Origin of the sequence: Nocardioides luteus (assembly GCF_014648595.1) — a bacterium.
GTDB lineage: Bacteria > Actinomycetota > Actinomycetes > Propionibacteriales > Nocardioidaceae > Nocardioides > Nocardioides luteus.
Map to the genome: position 1 here is coordinate 1 of NZ_BMRK01000019.1, position 18,570 is coordinate 18,570.

Below are 18,570 nucleotides of genomic sequence, written 5' to 3' on the forward strand. Positions count from 1 at the left end.
AGGACTCCCACCGATCAGCCGACTGTCACCAACCTGATGGCCGAGTACATCTAGACCATGGCCGGACCGTGGCCGAACGACGGCTGAACCGGTAGGGGTATCTGCGCCACCCCGGTCCAGAACAGGACATGAAACGACCCGACACAGTCGGGCCAGAAGTTGTTGTCAATCGTCGGGGCGTCGCCCCCCGGTGCGCGGGTGGCGACGCCGGTGGGGGTTAGGGTGCTGGGGTCCCGAATCCAACCGGAAGGACAACAGTGTGACTTCTGATAAGAAGACAGACAGTCCAACGAGCTCTGATCATCACAATCCATCTGGCGTCATCAAGTCTCCTACGGGAGATGTTGTGCCCCACCCCGCGCTGGACCTGCCGGTCTCGGCCGAACAGAACCGGCGCAGAGGGATCGACTGGGTGGTCTTCGGTGTCGCGGCGGCTATCGCGATCGCATTCATGGCCTGGGGGTTCATCAACACCGCCGGTCTGAGTGCGGTCGCGGGCGACGCGCTCGCCTGGGTCCTGGGCAAGGCCGGCTGGTTCTTCGTCCTGACCGCCAGCGGATTCGTCATCTACATCATCTGGCTCGCGGTCAGCAAGTACGGCAACATCCCGCTGGGCCGCGACGACGAGAAGCCGGAGTTCAAGACGGCCTCGTGGATCGCGATGATGTTCAGCGCCGGGATGGGCATCGGCCTGATGTTCTACGGCGTCAGCGAGCCGATCTCCCACTTCGTCACTCCTCCCCCCGGCACGGGCGAGGCGGGCAACCCGGAAGCCATCCAGCACGCGATGGCGACCACCATGTTCCACTGGACGCTGCACCCCTGGGCGATCTACGCCGTCGTCGGTCTGGCGATCGGCTACGGCGCCTACCGCAAGGGTCGGGTCAGCCTGATCTCCTCGGCCTTCACGCCGCTGCTCGGCAAGAAGACCGTCGAGGGGCCCGCGGGCAAGGCGATCGACATCTTCGCGATCTTCGCGACTCTGTTCGGCTCGGCCACCTCCCTCGGCACCGGCGCCATCCAGATCGAGAGCGGTCTGCAGATCGTCGCCGGGATCGGCGAGGTCGGCAACAACGTGCTCATCGGGATCATCTCGCTGCTGACGATCTGCTTCGTGATCTCGGCCGTCTCGGGTGTGGCCAAGGGCATCCAGTGGCTCTCCAACATCAACATGGTGCTGGCGCTCTTCCTGGCCGTGTTCCTCTTCGTGGTCGGCCCGACGGTCTTCATCCTCGACCTGATCCCGACCTCGCTCGGCACCTACCTCGGTGACCTCGCCCAGATGTCGGCCCGCACCGGTGTCAGCGGCTCGGAGACCTCCGACTGGCTCGGCGGCTGGACCATCTTCTACTGGGCCTGGTGGATCTCCTGGACGCCGTTCGTCGGCATGTTCATCGCGCGGATCTCGCGCGGGCGCACCATCCGGCAGTTCGTCGCCGGTGTGCTGCTCGTCCCGAGCGTCGTCAGCGTGATCTGGTTCTGCATCCTGGGTGGCACCGCCATCGACCTGCAGCGCAAGGACATCGTCGACATCGCCGGTCTGGGCGGCGTCGAGTCGCAGCTGTTCACGACCCTCGACCAGTTCCCGCTGGCGACGGTGATGAGCGTCCTGGTCATGATCCTGGTGGCGATCTTCTTCGTCTCGGGTGCCGACGCGGCATCGATCGTGATGGGCACGCTCTCCGAGCGTGGCACCGAGGAGCCGACTCGGCCGACGGTGATCTTCTGGGGTGTCGCGACCGGTGTCGTGGCCATCCTCGGCCTGATCGCCGGTGGCGAGGACGCGCTCTCCGGCCTGCAGAACATCACCATCGTGGCGGCCCTGCCGTTCACGGTGATCATGGTCGGGCTGGCGGTCTCGCTTCAGCGCGACCTGGCCAGCGACCCGCTGATCGTGCGCGGTCAGTACGCCGCCGAGGCGGTCGAGCAGGCCGTCATCACCGGTGTCACCGAGCACGGTGACGACTTCGCGCTCGCGGTCGTCGAGGACGACAGCAGCAACGGGAACGGCACCGGCCCCAAGGCCGAGTCGACCGACGCGGTCACGACCGACAAGGCCTGATCACAGGTCTGAGCGTAGATCTGATGGCGGGGTCCTCCGGGACCCCGCCATCAGTCGTCTCCGAGCGGGGTGCCGTCGAAGGACTCCAAGGTGACGAACTCCTCGACCGCCTGGCGCCGTAGCCTGGTCAGCTGCTTGACCGGCCGCCCCATCGGCACGACCGCCGCGACGGCATAGCCCTCGGGCGCGCCGAGCAGATCGAGCAACGCCGGCTCCTCGGCGACGGCCATCGTGGTGATCACGCCGCCGAAGCCCTCGTTGCGAGCGGCGAGCAGCGTGTTCCACACCAGCGGGTAGATCGAGCCGCCGGAGACGACCCCGACCCTGTCGAGCTCGGAGTCGAGCGAGGCGACCACGGCCAGGTCGACCAGGAACACGAGCACCACCGGAGCGGTACGCAGCGGCTCGGTCATCCCACGCGGCACCCGGGTCTCGGCGATCTGCTCCGCGGTGAGCGCCGTCGGGTGCACCGTGTTCCACGGGCTCTCCCCCGCCCGCTGCTGGGCGAGGTATCTGCGCGCGCCCGTCGCGGTGAGCTCGACCAGGCGCTCGCGGGTCTCCTCGCTGCGTACGACCACGACGTGGGCACCCTGCCGGTTGCCGCCGGACGGCGCGAACCGGGCGTTGTCGAGGATCCGGGCGAGAACGTCGTCCGGCAGCGGGTCGTCGGTGAAGTCGCGTACGGCATGGGTCGTGCGCATCACGTCGTAGAGCTCCATGGGTCCATCCCATCAGACCCGGCCCCGTGGGCTCCGCCCGTCTCAGCCCAGGAGGAAGGCGACCAGAGCGGTGATGCCGACCACGACGATCACACCGCGGAGCACTGTCGGCGGAAGCCGGCGGCCGATCCGCGCACCCAGCAGCCCGCCGATGGTCGCGCCGACGGCGATCAGCGCGGCGATCTTCCAGTCGACGTCGGCGACGAGGGCGAACAGCAGCCCGGAGATGCCGTTGGCGATGGCGACCAGGACGTTCTTGAGCGCGTTGAGGCGCTGGAGCGACTCGGCGACCCCGATGCCGATGATCGCGATCATCAGCACACCCTGGGCGGCGCCGAAGTAGCCGCCGTAGACGCCGAGCAGCGCGATCGCCGGCCAGACCCACCAGCGCTCGCTGCCGTCGTCGGGCGCCTCACCGTGGCGGGCGGCGACCCAGCGGGAGATGCGCGGGCCGGTGACGACCAGGAGCACACCGAGACCGATCAGCACCGGCACGATCGCCTCGAACGCGCCGGCGGGCAGCACCAGCAGCAGGATGCCGCCGACGGCGCCGCCGATGAGAGCGGCGACGCCGAGCCTCACGATCCGGCCGCGCTGGCCGGCCAGCTCACGACGGTATCCCCAGGCCCCGGCCAGCGAGCCGGGAACGAGGCCGATCGTGTTCGACACGTTGGCGACCACGGGAGGTACGCCGAAGGCCAGCAGCGTGGGGAAGGTGATCAGCGTCCCGGAGCCGACGGCCGCATTGATGGTGCCCGCCCCCACCCCGGCAAGCAGGATGAGGGCGGACTGGAGAAGATCCAACTACTCGGTGGGCGGGGTCGGCTCGGTCGGGGCGGCCGGCTGGCCCGGGACCACCGGGCCGGTCGGCTTCGGCCGGTTGGGGGCCTCCGCCTCCTTCGCCTCGGCGAGCGCCTCCTTGACGGCCTCCGCGGCCGAGGAGGAGCGCTCCAGGTCGAGCGGCTGGGTCGAGCCCATGTCGACCCGCTTGGCCGGGCCCTCGACGTCGTCGGGGATGCCCTGGAGGCTGTTCATCGTCGAGCCGAGACCCTCGAGAGCCTTGCCGATCTCGCTCGGGACGATCCACACCTTGTTGGCGTCGCCCTTCGCGATCTCCGGCATCATCTGCAGGTACTGGTAGGCCAGCAGCGACTGGTCGGGACGGCCGTCGTGGATCGCCTGGAAGACGGTCTGGATGGCCTGACCCTCACCCTGGGCACGCAGGATCGCGGCCTCGCGGTCGGCCTGCGCGGCGAGGATCTGCGACTCGCGCTGACCCTCGGCGTTGAGGATGGCGGACTGCTTGTTGCCCTCCGCCGAGAGGATCGCGGACTGGCGCTGACCCTCGGCGGTGAGGATGGCCGCACGCTTGTCGCGGTCGGCGCGCATCTGCTTCTCCATCGCGTCCTTGATGGACATGGGCGGGTCGATCGACTTGATCTCGACGCGCTTGACCTTGATGCCCCAGCGGCCGGTCGCCTCGTCGAGGACGATCGAGAGGCCGGAGTTGATCTGCTCGCGGCTGGTCAGCGTCTCCTCGAGGGTCATGCCACCGACGATGTTTCGCAGCGTCGTCATCGTCAGCTGCTCGACCGCCTGGATGTAGTTGGCGATCTCGTAGGTCGCCGCCACCGGGTCGTTGACCTGGAAGTAGATGACGGTGTCGATCGAGACGGTGAGGTTGTCCTCGGTGATCACCGGCTGCGGAGCGAACGCGACGACCTGCTCACGCATGTCGATCATGTAGCGCACCTTGTCGACGAACGGGATCACGGCGTTGAGGCCGGGGTCCCGCTTCGACTGGAACTTGCCGAAGCGTTCCACGATGCCGACCCGCGCCTGCGGGATGATCTTGATCGTCTTGGCCAGCGTGGTGATCACCAGCACCGCCAAGATGACCAGGAGGGCCAGGATGATGCCACCCATTGCCAATCAGTCCTTGTCTATTTCGGTTTGCGTCAGGTTGCTCGGAGACTACGGATTCCCGAGCTCCGGAAGAGGATGGACGTACGCCGTCGCACCCCTGATCTCGAGCACCTCGACCGGCGTGCCGGCCTCGATCACGAGCGTCTCGTCGTAGGGCTGAGCCGTCCACAGCTCGCCGTCGAGCTTGAGCTGGCCGGGCTTGCGAGCGCTGATCTCCACGGTCGAGACGGCCTGGACACCGATCAGCTTCTCCGCGCCGATCTGGATCTCGGGGCCGTTGTGGAGCCGCTTGGCGAGCCCGGGACGTACGACCGCGAGCATGGAGACCGAGACCACCATCGCGACGATCGCCTGCAGCACGAAGCTGTCGGTGAAGGCGCCGGTCAGCGCGCCTGCGAAGGCGCCGGCGGCGAGCATCAGCAGGATCAGGTCGAGGCTGAAGAGCTCCCCCACGACGAGCAGCGCTCCGAGGGCCGTCCAGATCGCCCAGTCCCAGTCCTGCCAGTCCATGGCGCAACCCTAGCGGTACGCCGTCTATCCCGCGGGGATGTTTTCGCACCCGCGTGCGCACCGGAAATGAAGTCGCGTGGTACGAGCGACTTTCGCTAGCCTCCGGTGCCCGCCGGAGGCACCGCATCGGTCCTCGCCACCGGCGAATCTTCGGGAGGTTTGACGCACATGGGGATGACGATCCCGGCCGAGCTGGACCATGTCCTGGATCTGCTCGGCTACGAGTGGCCGAACGTCGACGAGGATGCGGTCCGCGACGCCGCACAGCTCGTCCGGGAGCTCGAATCAGATGTCCGGGACACGCTCGACCGGCTGGAGAGCCGGATGGTCGAGCTCCAGGAGGGCACCAAGTCGCAGTCCGTCAGCGCGTTGATCCAGGCGTACGCGGACAACCGCACCTCCAACCTGGATCAGTTCCTGGACGCGCTGCCCGGGATCGCCACCGGCATCGACATCCTCGCCGATGCCGTGGTCGCACTGAAGGTCAAGGTCGTCGCCGAGCTGACCATCACCGCCGCACAGATCGCCGCTGCCGCCGCTACCGCGGTCGTCACCGCCGGGGCCAGCCTCGCCGCCAACGCGGCGATCATCGCCGCTCGGAAGAAGGCGCTCGACATCGCCACCGACATCGCGATGGACGAGCTGATCGGCCAGGTCGCCTCGGTGGTGATCGAACCCCTCACCGGCACGATCACCGACCTGGCGATCAAGGCGATGGAGGCGCCGCTGGTCACCAGCGGTGAGCAGGTCGCCGGCATCGATCTCAGCTTCGACCTGATGGACCAGATCGCCGAAGCCATCGACGACTGCGGCCTGGACCAGCTCGCGATCGGCCACAGCTTCGCCGCCCGGCTGTCAGCGCTTCCGCTGTTCTCATCCTGAGGAGCTCAGACATGCCCAACAGACTGAACGATGCCGTCGAGGATGTCCGTGAGACAGCGGTCGAGCGGCTGCGCGACGCGTTGGTGCGGCTGGCCGAGCGCAAGCGCAAGGAGGCCGACAACCTCCGCCAGAACGCTAACCAGCGCCGTGACCAGGACACCGACCTGGCCAACACGGTCCCTCAACGCAAGGTGGACTCGCGCGGTCGGGTGATTCCCGAAGGCGTCCAGCGCCTGCCCAGCGGGAAGCTGCCGTCGAACTGGCAGTACGCCGGAAGGACCTATGACGGTGACCGTTGGACCCCGGAGCTGCAGAAGAAGTACCCCAACGGAGTCAAGTTCGACGACAAGGGCTATCCCGACTTCTCCCCCTACGCGGAGAAGACCACGACGATCACCCCGCGTTTCAAGGGAAACCACACGACCGACTTCTCCACCGCCGACCGGGCTGCTGGGGTCACCGCGCGCTACCGGCGCGAGAACGGGCTGACCTGGCACCATCATCAGGACGGCACTACGTTGCTGCTCGTTCCCAGAGAAATTCATGATGCCGTACGACATGCCGGCGGCGTCGCGATCGTGAAAGGCCTCTCCTAGTGACCTCCCTGACCTACGAGGAAACCTTCCCCGCTGCTCCGGCGAGCAAGCTGGCGGAGCTGGAAGAGCGGCTGGGAGCCAGGCTGCCCGAGCCCTACCGCGCCTACCTGGCCGCCCAGGACGGTGGCGCGCTGGAGGGCTACAACAACCACGGCATCGAGATCATCCTGGGGATCGGAGAGGTCCCCCAGTGGTCGAGCCTGTGGTATCTCCTCAGCCAGGAGAGCGACGTCATCCCCGCCGGCTTCATCCCGGTGGGCAGCGACGCCGGCGGTGGGCTGTTCCTGCTGGCCGTGGCCGGCTCGGACCGCGGTTCGGTCTGGCACCAGAGCAGCGAGACGGAAGAGGACGACAGCGGTACGGTCACGCCGGTCTCGCGCGAGCGGCTCGCCGACTCCTGGGACGGCTTCCTGTCATCGATCGAGCCGCTGGAGGAGTAGCTCCAGGTCGTCCACAGCACCTCGGACGACGCCGAGTCGGCGCAACTGCCCCACCCCAGGACGCCGAGTCGGCGCAACTGCCCCACCCACAGACGCCGAGTCGGCGCATCTGCCCCATGGTCTGGGGCAGATGCGCCGACTCGGCGATATTTCTTGAGGCAGATGCGCCGAGTCGGCGGTCAGCGGGTGTGGCGGGCGCGGCGCTTGGCCCAGTAGCGCCCGTCGGACTCCTCGAGCTCGAGCGGCATGCCGAAGGTCTTGGAGAGGTTGGCCGAGGTCAAGGTGTCCTGGATGAGGCCCTGGGCGGTGATGCGCCCGGACCGCATCATGAGTACGTGGCTGAAGCCGGGCGGGATCTCCTCCACGTGGTGGGAGACGAGGACCGTGGCCGGGCTGTCCGGGTCGTAGGCGAGCGTCGAGAGAGTGGAGACGAGGTCCTCGCGGCCACCGAGGTCGAGGCCGGCCGCCGGCTCGTCGAGGAGCAGCATCTCGGGGTCGACCATCAGCGCCCGGGCGAGCTGGACGCGCTTGCGCTCGCCCTCGGACAGCGTGCCGAACTTCCGGTCGCCGAGGTGCTTGATGCCGACCTCGATGAGCAGCTCCTGGGCGCGGTCGTGGTCGAGGTCGTCGTAGTGCTCGCGCCAGCGGCCGACGACGCCGTACGAGGCGCTCACCACCACGTCGCGGACGAGCTCGTGGCGCGGGATGCGATCGGCGAGAGCCGCGGAGGTGAGGCCGATGCGCGGGCGCAGCTCGAAGACGTCGACGCGGCCGATCTGCTCACCGAGCACCTTCACGGTGCCGGAGGTCGGGTGGAGCTGGGCTGCGGCCGTTTGCAGCAGTGTGGTCTTGCCGGCGCCGTTGTGGCCCAGGATGACCCAGCGTTCATCCTCTTCGACCACCCAGCTCACAGAGTCGAGAAGGGCGTTGCCCCCACGGCGTACGGTGACGTCGGTGAACTCCAGCACGGCTGCCATGGCCGCAAATCTATCGGCACGGGTGCTCGGACCCGGGGATAGGGTGGGCCGCTGTGAGTGTCGAGGAATCTCAGCCGGATGCCGGGTCCGTGGAGACCACCCCCGAGGCGCTGCGCCTGGCGTGGTGGGTGACGGCGTGGCTGCGCGGCGAGGCGGTCACCGACCATGTGCTCGACGCGGTGATCGGGCCTGATGCGACGCACACGGTCAGCGGCCTGGCCGCGCTCGGGCTCGGTGGCACCGAGGGTGTCGCGGACACGCTGGTGAGCGGGTTGGCCAGGCTGCGTACGGAGGGGGCGACGGCTGTCGGCGTGGCGTTCCCGGCCGAGGGCGACCCGGTCGGGCTGGGCGGGCCGAAGGACCTCAACGACGCCGCGCTCGAGGCTGGCGAGGCGGTGGTGTGCGATGCCGGGATCGGGCTCGTACCGTTCCGTGTCGGGGCGGTCGTCGAGTGGCAGGCGTATGCGGCGCAGCGCCGACAGCTCCCCGACGTCGGCGAGGCCGACCGGGCTCTGCGGCTGGCGCTGACCGAGTCGGCGACCGCTCTCGCCGAGCTCGACGTCGCCCGGTGGCGGCCCGAGGTCGCCGACCGGCTGATGAACCTGCGCCACCGGCCCTCGCTGGCCGGGGCCCCCGGGGTGCCGGCGCGGTGCGTGACGCTGGCAGCCCGTGGCGTACAGGCTCGAGACATCGTCGCGGTCGCGCTCGAGGACGAGGGCGGCTCGGCCTCCGCAGCAGAGATGTCGCAGCGGCGCGAGGCGTTGGTCGGCCTCGACCGGGCCGCGCGCCGGGCGCTCACCGCGGCGGGATCGCCCGAGGTGTGGCCGCCGGACTGAGACGCCGGCGCCCGCTCCACTATCCTGTGCAGCGATGACCGAGGAATTCGACGCGCTCGAGCGACGTCCCGACACCCTGCTGATCACCCTCGCCGGAAACGACCGTCCCGGGCTGACCTCGGCCACCTTGGCGACGCTCGCGCTGGCCGGCGTCGACGTGGTCGACCTCGAGCAGATCGTGCTGCGGGCCCGGCTCGTGCTCGGGCTGCTGGTGACCGCGCCGGCCGACCCGGCGAGCACCGACGCGCTCAAGCACGCGATCGAGGAGACCGCGCACGCCCTCGACATGACCGTCGAGATCGAGGACGGCGTCGGTGACACCCCGCGCGAGCACTCCGACCGAGCGCGGGTGACGGTGCTCGGCCTGCCGCTCAAGGCGGCCGCGCTGGCGTCGGTGACCCGCACGATCGCCGCCGCCGGCGGCAACATCGACCGGATCATCCGGCTCGCGCGCTACCCGGTCACCGCCTTCGACCTGCACGTCTCCGGCGCCTCCCCTGAGGAGCTTCGGGTGACGCTGTCGGCCGAGGCCGCCGCCCAGGGCGTCGACATCGCCGTACAGCCTGCCAACCTGGCCCGCCGAGGCATGCGCCTGATCGTGATGGACGTCGACTCGACGCTGATCGACGGCGAGGTGATCGAGATGATCGCCGCCCACGCGGGCTACGAGAAGGAGGTCGCCTCGGTCACCGAGGCGGCGATGCGCGGCGAGCTCGACTTCGAGGAGTCGCTGCGCGCGCGGGTGAAGTACCTCAAGGGTGTCCCCGCCACCGCCCTCGACGAGGTCTACGCCGGGCTGCAGCTCAACCCGGGGGCCCGCACGATGGTCCGCACCCTGCGCCGGCTCGGCTACCGCTTCGCGATCGTCTCCGGCGGGTTCTCCCAGATCACCGACCGTCTCGCCGCCGACCTCGGCATCCACTACGCCCGCGCCAACGAGCTCGAGATCGTCGACGGCGTACTCACCGGTGAGGTCGTCGGCGAGGTCGTCGACCGGGCCGGCAAGGCCCGCGCGCTGCGCGAGTTCGCCGCCGAGATCGGCATCCCCGAGGCCGCCACCGTCGCCATCGGCGACGGCGCCAACGACCTCGACATGCTCGCCGCCGCCGGGCTCGGCATCGCCTACAACGCCAAGCCGGCCGTACGCTCCGCCGCCGGCACCGCCATCAACGTCCCTTACCTGGACACGATCATGTACCTCCTCGGCATCTCCCGCGAGGAGATCGAGGCCGCCGACGCCGAAGCCGGCATCGTCACCCCCGCCCCGCCCCTCATCTGACCTGCCGAGACGTCAGTTCTGCCGGCCGAAGCGGCACTTCTGTCGGTCGAGACGGCAGTTAGGACGGTCGAAACGTCAGTTGTGTCGGTCGAGAAGTCAGTTACGACGGTCGAAACGTCACTTCTGTCGTCCGAGTGGGCATCTGACGTGTCGGTCGGCGTACGTGACGCCTCGACCGACAGAAGTGCCGACTCGGGGTCAGGGGCGGGGGATGTGGAAGGCGGTGACGGAGGCTTCGGCCTCGTCGAGCTCGGACCAGTCGCCGTCGTAGGAGAGTACGGCGACGGCGGCGGGTGGGTAGCCGAGGGCGAGCTCGTTGCTGGCCTCGTCGTCGCCCTCACCGTCGTCGAGCAGCTGGACCAGCGAGGACATCGTGGGGTTGTGGCCGATCACCAGGACGGTCGAGAGACCGTCGTCGACACCGCGGAGGATGTCGAGGGCGGTGGAGGCGCTGGCGGCGTACAGACCTCGGTCGTACTCCGCCAGCGTCAGGTCCCAGGACGCGCCGAGCGCGACGTCCTCCCAGGTCTGGGTGGTGCGGTCGGCGGCCGAGACGAGGACGTAGTCGGGGACCACGCCCTGCTCGGCCAGCCACTCACCCGCGGCCGTCGCGTCGGCATGGCCGCGCTCGGTCAGCTGGCGCTCGTAGTCGGTGGGTGCCGACGACTCCGCCTTGGCGTGCCGCATGATGACAAGGGTCCGCATGCGGCAACCCTATGGCCTCACGCACCCAGCGAGTGATACCCCCCGTCGACGTGGATGATCTCGCCGGTGGTCGCCGGGAAGAAGTCCGAGATCAGCGCGCAGACGGCCTTCGCGGTCGGGCCCTGATCGGTGTTGTCCCAGCCCAGCGGAGCGCGCGTGCCCCAGCCCTCGTCGAGCTCCTCGAAGCCCGGGATCGCCTTGGCGGCGAGCGTCTTGAGCGGGCCCGCGGAGACCAGGTTGCAGCGGATCCCGTCGGGTCCGAGATCGCGCGCGAGGTAGCGCGAGGTCGACTCGAGCGCGGCCTTGGCCACGCCCATCCAGTCGTACGCAGGCCAGGCGATCGTCGCGTCGAAGGTCAGCCCCACGATCGACGAGCCGGATCCCAGCAACGGCCGGGTCGCCATGGCGAGCGACTTGAGCGAGTAGGCGCTGACCTGGACGGCCTGGGAGACGTCGTCCCAGGGGCCGTCGAGGAACTTGCCGCCGAGGAGCGTCTCCGGGTTTCCGTACGCGATCGAGTGCACGACCCCGTCGAGCCGCTCGACGCCCTCGGCCCTGAGCGCGTCGGCCAGGCCGTCGAGGTGCTCCTGGTTGGTGACGTCGAGGTCGAGCACCGGCGGCTCCTCGGGGAGCCGCTTCGCTATCCGCTTGGTGATCGAGAGCGCGCGACCGAAGTTGGAGATCAGGACGCGGGCGCCCTGCTCCTGGGCCACCTTGGCCACCGCGAAGCCGATCGAGGAGTCCATCGTGACCCCGGCGACGAGAACAGTCTTGCCGTCCAACAAACCCATGATCAGTGCCCCATTCCAAGTCCGCCGTCGACCGGGATCACGGCCCCGGTCACATAACCCGCATCAGCCAGCCACGTCACCGCCGCGGCGACGTCGTCCGTCGAACCGTAGCGACCCAGCGGCACCCGGTCGGCGATCCACTTCTGCTGCTCCTCGCTCAGGGCAGCGGTCATCTCCGTCTCGACGAAGCCGGGCGCGACCACGTTGGCGGTGATCCCCCGGGTGCCGAGCTCGCGGGCGAGCGAGCGCGCCATCCCGACCAGCCCGGCCTTGGAGGCCGCGTAGTTGACCTGGCCCGCGTTACCGAGCAGACCGATGACCGAGGAGATGAAGATGATCCGGCCGCGGCGCATCCGCAGCATCCCCTTCGCGGCGCGCTTGGCGAGCCGGAACGAGGCGGTCAGGTTGGTGTCGATCACCGAGGTGAAGTCGTCCTCCGACATCCGGAGCACGAGGGTGTCCTTCGTGATCCCGGCGTTGGCGACGAGGACCTCGATCGGGCCGTGGGCGGCCTCGGCGGCGGCGTACGCCTCCTCGACCGCGGCCGGGTCGGTGATGTCGCAGATCAGGTCCAGAGCCCCCTCCGGAGCCCCGCCCTTCCTGGAGGTCACCGCGACACGGTCACCGTTGGCGAGGAAGGCCTCCGCGATCGCCCGGCCGATGCCGCGGCTGCCGCCGGTGACGAGCACCGATCGGGGAGTCGGCGATGGACTCTTCGTTGTGGGGTTTTCACTGTCAGTCACAGGCGCGACGGTAGCGATTACTTCGGCGTACGACCAATGCCTTCGATTTGCTTGTGAGAACCCTCCAAAGTCCTTCGGAGCGCTCCTGTTGGGACCACACCAACGCGAGGGCGCCATGGGTCGCGACCTAGACTGGCGGTATGGCCAAGGCGCAACCCATCAGGATCACCACAGCCGGCCGCAGCCGTGCAGAGGACATCGCGATCCGTCAGAAGCGCTATGCCATCTCGATGTCGATCCGCTCGCTCTGCTTCATCGGCGCCGTGATCGCCGGCCTCGCCGGCATCGGCTGGCTCTGGCCGATCCTGATCGCGGGCGCGCTGGTCCTGCCGTACCTCGCGGTCGTGATGGCCAACGCGGCGAACACCAAGAGCGACGAGATGAATCTGATCGACTCGCCCTACGGCCGCCCGCAGCTGACCAGCGGTCGCGAGCAGCACGAGCTCCACGAGAAGGGCGAGCTCTGATGGGCGCGCTCGACTCCGACCTCTGCTCGGCGAAGGGCTGCCAGGACGCCGGCTCGTGGGAGCTGCAGTGGAACAATCCCAAGATCCACACCCCGGATCGACGTAAGATCTGGCTCGCGTGCGAGACGCACAAGCAGTCGCTGAGCGACTTCCTGGGAGCCCGCGGGTTCCTCAAGGACGTCGTCCCTCACTAGCGGCCCGTCCAGAGAGGTCGTGCGATGAATCCGGTCCCTGTGCTCCTCGACTGCGACCCTGGTCACGACGACGCGATCGCGATCCTGCTCGCTCTGGGCAGCCCGGCGATCGAGCTGCTCGGGATCACCACGACCTTCGGCAACTGCCCCGTCGACCAGGCGACCTACAACGCCCAGCGGATCCTCGCGCTGGCGCAGCGGCCTGACGTACCCATCGCCGCCGGCGCCGCCGGTCCGCTGGCGGGCGAGGCACACATCGGCGACTTCATCCACGGCCGCACCGGCATCGACGGGCCCGACCTGCCCGCGCCGCTCGCGCCTCCGGTCCGGCTCGGAGCCGTCGAGTTCCTGCGTACGTCGCTGCTGGACGCTCCCGACCCCGTCACCCTCGTCGCCACCGGTCCGATGACGAACGTCGGGATGCTGCTGCGCGACCACCCCGACGTCGGTCCCAAGATCGCCGAGATAGTCTTCATGGGCGGCTCGACCGAGCGCGGCAACACCACTCCGGCGGCCGAGTTCAACGCCTACGCCGACCCCGACGCGCTCGATCTGGTGCTCACCAGCGGTCTCCCCGTGCGCATGGTCGGGCTCAACCTGTCCCACCAGGCACTGGCCACGCCCGACGTCGTCGAGCGGATGCGCGCCATGGACCACGCGGTCGGGCGCGCCTGCGCCGACCTGATGGGGTTCTTCGGGGGCACCTACTCCGAGGTCTTCGACTTCGCCGCTCCCCCGGTCCACGACCCGTGCACCATCGCCGCTCTCATCGACCCCGGCCTGATCACGTGGCGCAGGTCGTTCGTCGCCGTCGAGACCGAGGGCCGGTGGACCCGCGGGGCCACCGTCGTCGACCTCCACGGACGCCTCGACGAGCCGGCCAACGCCGACGTCGCCCTCACCATCGACGCCCCGGGCTACTGGGACCTCGTCCTCGCCGCCCTCGACCGTGTCGGGAGCCAACCCGCCGAGAGGTGAGCTGGGCGGGTCGAATCTTCACGTGTGCGCGCCGAAAGTCGACCCTCGTCACCCACAAGGGCAGACTCGGCCGCCGTTTCTGCAGTCTCGGCCAGAGTCAGCCGCCGATGGCGCTCATCGGGCGGTCGGGCTGGAGGAAGCCGAGGTCGTCGATGCCGTGACCGGCGGCCTTGCCGGCCATGGCGGTGACCCAGCGGGCGGCGAGGTCGTCGTCGGAGGCACCGGCACGCAGCGGCGTACGCAGGTCCGACTCGGAGCGCGCGAAGAGGCAGTCGCGCACCTGCCCGTCGGCGGTGAGGCGTACGCGATCGCAGTCACCGCAGAAGGGTCGGGTGACGGAGGCGATGATGCCGACCTTGGCGGGGCCGCCGTCGACGTGGAAGAGCTCGGCGGGAGCGCTGCCGCGGGGCTCCTCGGCCGGGGTCAGGTCGAAGGAGGCGGAGAGCGCGGCGAGCGTGTCGTCGGCGGTCACCATCGTCTCGCGCGACCAGCCGTGCTGGGCGTCGAGCGGCATCTGCTCGATGAACCGCAGCTCGTAGCCGCGCTCGACCGACCAGCCCAGCAGCTCGGCGGCCTGGTCGTCGTTGACGCCGCGGAGCAGCACGGCGTTGATCTTGATCGGCCCCAGCCCGGCCTCGGCCGCGGCCTCGAGCCCTGAGATCACGTCGGGCAGCCGGTCGCGGCGGGTGATCTGGGCGAACGTGTCGGGCCGGATCGAGTCGAGCGAGACGTTGACGCGGTCGAGACCCGCCTCGGCGAGCGCGCCGGCCGTCTTGGCCAGCCCGAGCGCGTTGGTGGTGATCGAGAGCTCCGCGTGCGGAGCGATCTCCCGGGTGCGTCCGATGATCGAGACCAGACCACGCCGTACCAGCGGCTCACCACCGGTGAAGCGCACCTCGTCGACCCCCAGCCGCCCGGTGGCGACGCCGATCAGCCGCACCACCTCGTCGTCGGTGAGCGCCTCGTCGCCGGGCATCCAGTCGAGCCCCTCGGGCGGCATGCAGTAGGTGCATCGCAGGTTGCAGCGGTCGGTCAACGACACCCGCAGATCCGTCGCCACCCGGCCGAACCGGTCGACGAGCGTCTGCTGCGTCTGATCTGTAGGGGAGGTCGTCATCACACCAGTCTAGGCAGCCATCACCCGGATCGTGAGCAAGGACCGCATGCCAGTTAGTCTCGTACGGTGAGTTCGTTCCGTTTCCTGCTCAGCCGCCGCTGGGCCGGGTTCACGGTGTTCGTGCTGATCCTGGCCTACGGGACCTGGTGGCTCGGTCAGTGGCAGTTCGACCGTCTCGAGGACCGCAAGACCAGCAACCAGATCGTCCGCGCCAACGAGGACGCCGCTCCCGTGCCGGTCTCCGAGGTGCTCAGCCCCGGCGAGAAGGTCGCCGAGAAGGACGAGTGGCGGCGGGTGACCGCGACCGGGACGTACGCGACCGACGAGACGATTATCTGGCGCTACCGCACCCCCGACGACGCCAAGGGCATCGACATCGTCGTGCCGCTGGTGCTCGCCGACGGCACCGCGGTGCTGGTCGACCGCGGCTGGCTGCAGACCAGCTCGCAGGACCAGTTCGAGGACCTCCCCGCGCCGCCCTCGGGCGAGGTCACCATCACGGGCTGGGTGCGCGCCGACGGCACCGGCGGCTCCACCGACGTGGCGAAAGTCGACGGCTACCACGCCACCCGCGCGCTCTCCTCGGCCAAGGTCGCGGACGTGCTCGACGAGCCGCTGCTGACCGGCTGGCTCCACCTCGACACCGAGTCGCCCGAGCCCGCCACCCAACTGCGCAAGGCCGACCTTCCCGAGCTCGACAACGGCCCCCACTTCTTCTACGGCCTGCAGTGGTGGTTCTTCGGCGTCCTGGCCATCGCCGGGTTCTTCTACCTGATGTACGACGAGCGGCGTACGCAGCGACAGGAGGTCTCCCCCGACGCCGAGGATGCGCCCGGCAGCGGCGCGGAGCCGGACGAGCGCGCCCGCAAGAAGGCCGCCAAGCTCGCCCAGAAGCAGGCCGTGAAGGCGGCCTACCAGGCTGCGTACGAGAAGGAACGCAGCAAGCGTTAGCGCCGGAACTGGGTCTCGTAGAGCTCCGCGTAGAGACCGCCGGACTCGAGCAGCGACTCGTGGGTGCCGGACTCGACGACCCGGCCGGCCTCGATGACGAGGATGCGGTCGGCGGCCCGGATGGTGGAGAGCCGGTGGGCGATCACGATCGAGGTGCGGCCCTCCAGCGCCGCGTCCAGGGCGGTCTGCACCGCGGCCTCGGACTCGGAGTCGAGGTGGGCGGTGGCCTCGTCGAGCACCACGATGTGAGGCGCCTTCAGCAGCAGCCGGGCAATCGCGAGACGTTGGCGCTCGCCTCCGGAGAGGCGGTAGCCGCGGTCGCCGACGACGGTGTCGAGACCGTCAGGGAGCCCCTTGATCACATCGGCGACCTGCGCAGCCTCGAGCGCCGCCCAGACCTCGTCGTCGGACGCACCGGGGCGGGCGTAGAGCAGGTTGCCGCGCACGGTGTCGTGGAACATGTGGGCGTCCTGGGTCACGTAGCCCACCGCGGCCTCGAGCGACTCCAGCGTCACCTCGCGCACGTCGAGGCCACCGACCTCGACCGACCCGGAGCGTACGTCGTAGAGCCGTGCGATCAGGTGGGTGATCGTCGACTTGCCGGCGCCCGAGGGGCCGACCAGGGCGACCATCTCCCCCGGCTCCGCGCAAAAGTCGATGTCGCTCAGCACCTCGCGCACCTCCCGGCTCTCCGGGCGGGCGATCGACTCCAGGGAGGCCAGCGAGACCTCGTCGGAGCGCGGGTAGGTGAAGGCGACATGGCGGAACCGGACCGATGCGGCGTCGGCGGGCACCTCGACCGCGTCGGGCTTCTCCTTGATCAGCGAGGGCAGGTCGAGGATCTCGAAGACGCGGTCGAAGCTGACCAGCGCGGTCATCACGTCGATGCGTACGTTGGAGAGCGCCTGCAACGGCCCCAGCAGCCGCACCAGCAGCAGACCGAGCGCGGTCAGGGTGCCGAGCGTGACGTCGTCGCGGATCACCAGCCAGCCACCGAAGCCGTAGACCAGCGCGGTCGCCAGCGCGGGCACCATCTGCATGGTCGCACTGAAGAAGCGGGTCAGCAGCGCGATCCGGATGCCGAGTCGACGGACGACGTCGGCTCGCTGGGCGAAGGCGGCGTCCTCCTCCTCGCGGCGGCCGAAGAGCTTCAGCAGCAGCGCTCCGCCGACGTTGAACCGCTCGGTCATCGTGGTCGCCAGCGCCGCGTTGCCGTCCATCTGCTCGCGGGTCAGCCCGGCCAGGCGGCGCCCGACCCAGCGTGAGGTCAGGAACAGGATCGGGAAGAGCGCGACGCACATCAGCGTCACCTGCCACGACAGCACCAGCATCGCCGCACCGACGACGAAGACCGAGATGAGGTTGGAGACGCTGTTGGACAGGGTCGAGGTGAACGCGCGCTGCGCGCCGAGCACGTCGGTGTTGAGCCGGCTCACCAGCGCACCTGTCTGCGCCCTGGTGAAGAACGCCAGTGACTGACGCTGGACGTGGCCGAAGACCTGGGTGCGCAGGTCGAAGATGAGCCCCTCGCCGATCCTCGTCGACAGCCACCCCGAGACGACTCCGAAGACCATGTCGACCACGGCCACGAGCGCCATCGCGGCCGCCAGCCACACGACCAGCGTGAGGTTCTCGGCCAGCACGCCGTCGTCGATCAGCCGCTGGGTCAGCAGCGGGGTGACCACCACGAGCGCGGCGTCGAAGACGGTGAAGATCAGGAAGGCGCCGATCAACGCGCGGTGGGGGCCGGCGTAGGAGAGGACCCGCTTCAGGGTGCCTTTCGGCAGTCCCCGCTGGAGTACCGTCCGGTCGGCACGCAGGTTGCGCATGATCCCGCCGCCGCCCATCGCCCCGCCACCCGCACCGAACCCTGGACCCATTTGCGACACCCCGTCACTTTAGTCTCCCGGTCGTGATGGATCATGGGGAGGACACTTCGTCGAAATATGGCCAAAATCACCTTAGGTAGGTGACCAAGCGCTCTGTTGGTGGTAAGAAGTGGACCGCGTGTGTGCGCCGGTCTCCGGGGGCTGGATCAAGGTTTCGTCCAGATCGCCCGAACCCGCGGGTTCATGCCATGACTGCTCACCCCCACACCAGGTGCCGACATGACCCGACCACTTCTGGCCCGACTCCATCGAGCCGGACCATGGTTCTGCAGTACCGCGATCCTGCTCTTCGTAGCCCTCTCCCCCGTCATCTTCGTCACCGCCTCCGGTGACCAGTGGTTCTGGCGCTGGATCCTCGCCGGCGTACCCGTCGTCGCGCTCGCCCTCTGGCTCACCGCCATGGCCTACGACGCCTCCGCCCCCGCCGAGACGTCAGCTGCGTCGGCCGAAACGTCAGCCCGGTCGGCCGAAGCGTCAGCCCCGTCGGCCGAGACGTCAGCCCCGCCGA

Annotated in this window: 21 protein-coding genes; 11 read left to right on the plus strand and 10 right to left on the minus strand. The window is 69.2% G+C overall.

All coding sequences use genetic code 11. The features are described from left to right. Positions 1-346: 346 nt before the first annotated feature. Positions 347-2,062 (plus strand): BCCT family transporter, encoded by a 1,716-nt coding sequence (locus tag IEY81_RS19360; protein WP_229788005.1) that lies wholly within the window; start codon positions 347-349, stop codon positions 2,060-2,062. A 50-nt stretch (positions 2,063-2,112) separates the two neighbouring features. On the opposite strand, the gene IEY81_RS19365 is transcribed toward IEY81_RS19360, so the two are convergent. The 4 genes from IEY81_RS19365 to IEY81_RS19380 are packed head-to-tail and all read right to left on the minus strand — an operon-like array spanning position 2,113 to position 5,217. Next, positions 2,113-2,781, minus strand: a complete 669-nt coding sequence (locus tag IEY81_RS19365) for a nitroreductase family protein (protein ID WP_189120138.1) — start codon at positions 2,779-2,781, stop codon at positions 2,113-2,115. Between the two features lie 42 nt (positions 2,782-2,823). Continuing rightward, a complete protein-coding gene (locus IEY81_RS19370; RefSeq protein WP_189120139.1) occupies positions 2,824-3,585 on the minus strand; it encodes a sulfite exporter TauE/SafE family protein in 762 nt (253 codons plus the stop codon). Beyond that, entirely contained in the window at positions 3,586-4,707 is a 1,122-nt protein-coding gene (locus IEY81_RS19375; RefSeq protein ID WP_229788006.1) for an SPFH domain-containing protein, read from the minus strand. A gap of 48 nt (positions 4,708-4,755) precedes the next feature. After that, entirely contained in the window at positions 4,756-5,217 is a 462-nt protein-coding gene (locus tag IEY81_RS19380) for an NfeD family protein (RefSeq protein ID WP_189120140.1), read from the minus strand. A 168-nt stretch (positions 5,218-5,385) separates the two neighbouring features. On the opposite strand from IEY81_RS19380, the gene IEY81_RS19385 reads away from it, so the two are divergent. The 3 genes from IEY81_RS19385 to IEY81_RS19395 are packed head-to-tail and all read left to right on the plus strand — an operon-like array spanning position 5,386 to position 7,135. Further along, positions 5,386-6,099, plus strand: coding sequence for a WXG100-like domain-containing protein (locus tag IEY81_RS19385; protein ID WP_189120141.1), 714 nt, complete (start codon positions 5,386-5,388; stop codon positions 6,097-6,099). A gap of 11 nt (positions 6,100-6,110) precedes the next feature. Then, a complete protein-coding gene (locus IEY81_RS19390; RefSeq protein ID WP_189120142.1) occupies positions 6,111-6,695 on the plus strand; it encodes an HNH endonuclease in 585 nt (194 codons plus the stop codon). Beyond that, entirely contained in the window at positions 6,695-7,135 is a 441-nt protein-coding gene (locus IEY81_RS19395; RefSeq protein ID WP_189120143.1) for an SMI1/KNR4 family protein, read from the plus strand. The genes IEY81_RS19390 and IEY81_RS19395 overlap by 1 nt, the downstream gene beginning before the upstream one ends. A gap of 179 nt (positions 7,136-7,314) precedes the next feature. On the opposite strand, the gene IEY81_RS19400 is transcribed toward IEY81_RS19395, so the two are convergent. After that, complete coding sequence (locus IEY81_RS19400; RefSeq protein ID WP_189120144.1) at positions 7,315-8,112, minus strand: ABC transporter ATP-binding protein; 798 nt, start codon at positions 8,110-8,112, stop codon at positions 7,315-7,317. Positions 8,113-8,165: 53 nt separating this feature from the next. Here IEY81_RS19400 and IEY81_RS19405 point away from each other — a divergent pair, with 53 nt between their 5' ends. Beyond that, positions 8,166-8,948, plus strand: a complete 783-nt coding sequence (locus tag IEY81_RS19405) for an Rv1486c family protein (protein WP_229788007.1) — start codon at positions 8,166-8,168, stop codon at positions 8,946-8,948. 34 nt (positions 8,949-8,982) lie between these two features. After that, the gene (gene serB / locus IEY81_RS19410) at positions 8,983-10,227 is read left to right on the plus strand and encodes a phosphoserine phosphatase SerB (RefSeq protein WP_189120145.1); all 1,245 of its coding nucleotides are present in this window, start codon (positions 8,983-8,985) and stop codon (positions 10,225-10,227) included. A 198-nt stretch (positions 10,228-10,425) separates the two neighbouring features. On the opposite strand, the gene IEY81_RS19415 is transcribed toward serB, so the two are convergent. From IEY81_RS19415 to fabG, 3 genes are read right to left on the minus strand one after another with little or no spacing between them, the layout of a single operon-like run. Beyond that, a complete protein-coding gene (locus IEY81_RS19415) occupies positions 10,426-10,932 on the minus strand; it encodes a SixA phosphatase family protein (protein ID WP_189120146.1) in 507 nt (168 codons plus the stop codon). Positions 10,933-10,949: 17 nt separating this feature from the next. Continuing rightward, positions 10,950-11,723, minus strand: coding sequence for an enoyl-ACP reductase FabI (gene fabI, locus IEY81_RS19420; protein WP_045549641.1), 774 nt, complete (start codon positions 11,721-11,723; stop codon positions 10,950-10,952). 2 nt (positions 11,724-11,725) lie between these two features. Further along, a complete protein-coding gene (fabG, locus tag IEY81_RS19425; protein ID WP_189120147.1) occupies positions 11,726-12,466 on the minus strand; it encodes a 3-oxoacyl-ACP reductase FabG in 741 nt (246 codons plus the stop codon). A 140-nt stretch (positions 12,467-12,606) separates the two neighbouring features. Here fabG and IEY81_RS19430 point away from each other — a divergent pair, with 140 nt between their 5' ends. The 3 genes from IEY81_RS19430 to IEY81_RS19440 are packed head-to-tail and all read left to right on the plus strand — an operon-like array spanning position 12,607 to position 14,105. Continuing rightward, a complete protein-coding gene (locus tag IEY81_RS19430) occupies positions 12,607-12,933 on the plus strand; it encodes a DUF3099 domain-containing protein (protein ID WP_189120148.1) in 327 nt (108 codons plus the stop codon). Beyond that, entirely contained in the window at positions 12,933-13,127 is a 195-nt protein-coding gene (locus IEY81_RS19435) for an acetone carboxylase (protein ID WP_189120149.1), read from the plus strand. Before IEY81_RS19430 ends, IEY81_RS19435 begins: the two co-directional genes overlap by 1 nt. Positions 13,128-13,151: 24 nt before the next feature. Continuing rightward, on the plus strand, positions 13,152-14,105 hold the full coding sequence (locus IEY81_RS19440; RefSeq protein ID WP_189120150.1) for a nucleoside hydrolase: 954 nt from the start codon (positions 13,152-13,154) through the stop codon (positions 14,103-14,105). A 97-nt stretch (positions 14,106-14,202) separates the two neighbouring features. Here IEY81_RS19440 and moaA read toward each other — a convergent pair whose 3' ends face one another. Continuing rightward, on the minus strand, positions 14,203-15,222 hold the full coding sequence (gene moaA / locus IEY81_RS19445) for a GTP 3',8-cyclase MoaA (RefSeq protein WP_189120151.1): 1,020 nt from the start codon (positions 15,220-15,222) through the stop codon (positions 14,203-14,205). Between the two features lie 66 nt (positions 15,223-15,288). On the opposite strand from moaA, the gene IEY81_RS19450 reads away from it, so the two are divergent. Continuing rightward, complete coding sequence (locus IEY81_RS19450) at positions 15,289-16,173, plus strand: SURF1 family cytochrome oxidase biogenesis protein (protein WP_189120152.1); 885 nt, start codon at positions 15,289-15,291, stop codon at positions 16,171-16,173. On the opposite strand, the gene IEY81_RS19455 is transcribed toward IEY81_RS19450, so the two are convergent. Further along, on the minus strand, positions 16,170-18,053 hold the full coding sequence (locus IEY81_RS19455) for an ABC transporter ATP-binding protein (protein WP_229788008.1): 1,884 nt from the start codon (positions 18,051-18,053) through the stop codon (positions 16,170-16,172). The genes IEY81_RS19450 and IEY81_RS19455 overlap by 4 nt on opposite strands. Positions 18,054-18,281: 228 nt before the next feature. Between IEY81_RS19455 and IEY81_RS19460 the strand changes: the two genes are divergently transcribed. Next, positions 18,282-18,570 (plus strand): hypothetical protein (locus IEY81_RS19460; RefSeq protein ID WP_229788009.1); only part of this gene is annotated, 289 nt, incomplete at its 3' end.